1 protein-coding gene is annotated in these 544 nt (G+C 70.4%); it reads left to right on the top strand.

Features of this window, described 5'->3' with window-relative positions; all coding sequences use genetic code 11:
* A partial coding sequence (locus A5688_RS04970; protein ID WP_120312475.1) for a VWA domain-containing protein occupies positions 1-544 on the top strand: 544 nt, incomplete at both ends.

The following is a 544-nucleotide window of genomic DNA, read 5'->3' as shown; positions in this document are numbered from 1 at the left end:
CTCGCCGCCTCGCTGGTGTTGCTGACCACCGCGATGGCCGGGCCGACGTCGGACGTGCGGATTCCGCTCAACCGCGCGGTCGTGATGCTGGTGATCGACGTGTCGGAGTCGATGGCCTCCAACGATGTGCCACCCAACCGCCTCGCCGCCGCCAAGGAGGCCGGCAAGCAATTCGCCGACCAGCTGACCCCGGCGATCAACCTGGGGCTGGTGGAGTTCGCGGCCAACGCCACGCTGCTGGTTCCGCCGACGACCAACCGCGGCGCGGTGAAAGCGGGCATCGACAGCCTGCAGCCGGCCCCGAAAACCGCGACGGGAGAAGGCCTGTTCACCGCGCTGCAGGCGATCGCGACGGTTGGCTCGGTGATGGGTGGCGGCGACGGCCCGCCGCCGGCGCGGATCGTGCTGGAATCCGACGGCGCCGAGAACAAGCCCTCCAATCCCGGCGATCCGCACGACGGCGTCTACACCGCGGCGCGGCTGGCCAAGGACGAGGGCGTGCCCATCTCGACGATCTCGTTCGGGACCAAGGGCGGCGAGATCG

Source organism: Mycobacterium mantenii, from assembly GCF_001667865.1.
GTDB lineage: Bacteria > Actinomycetota > Actinomycetes > Mycobacteriales > Mycobacteriaceae > Mycobacterium > Mycobacterium mantenii_A.
This window is presented reverse-complemented; position numbering and strand designations above follow the sequence as displayed.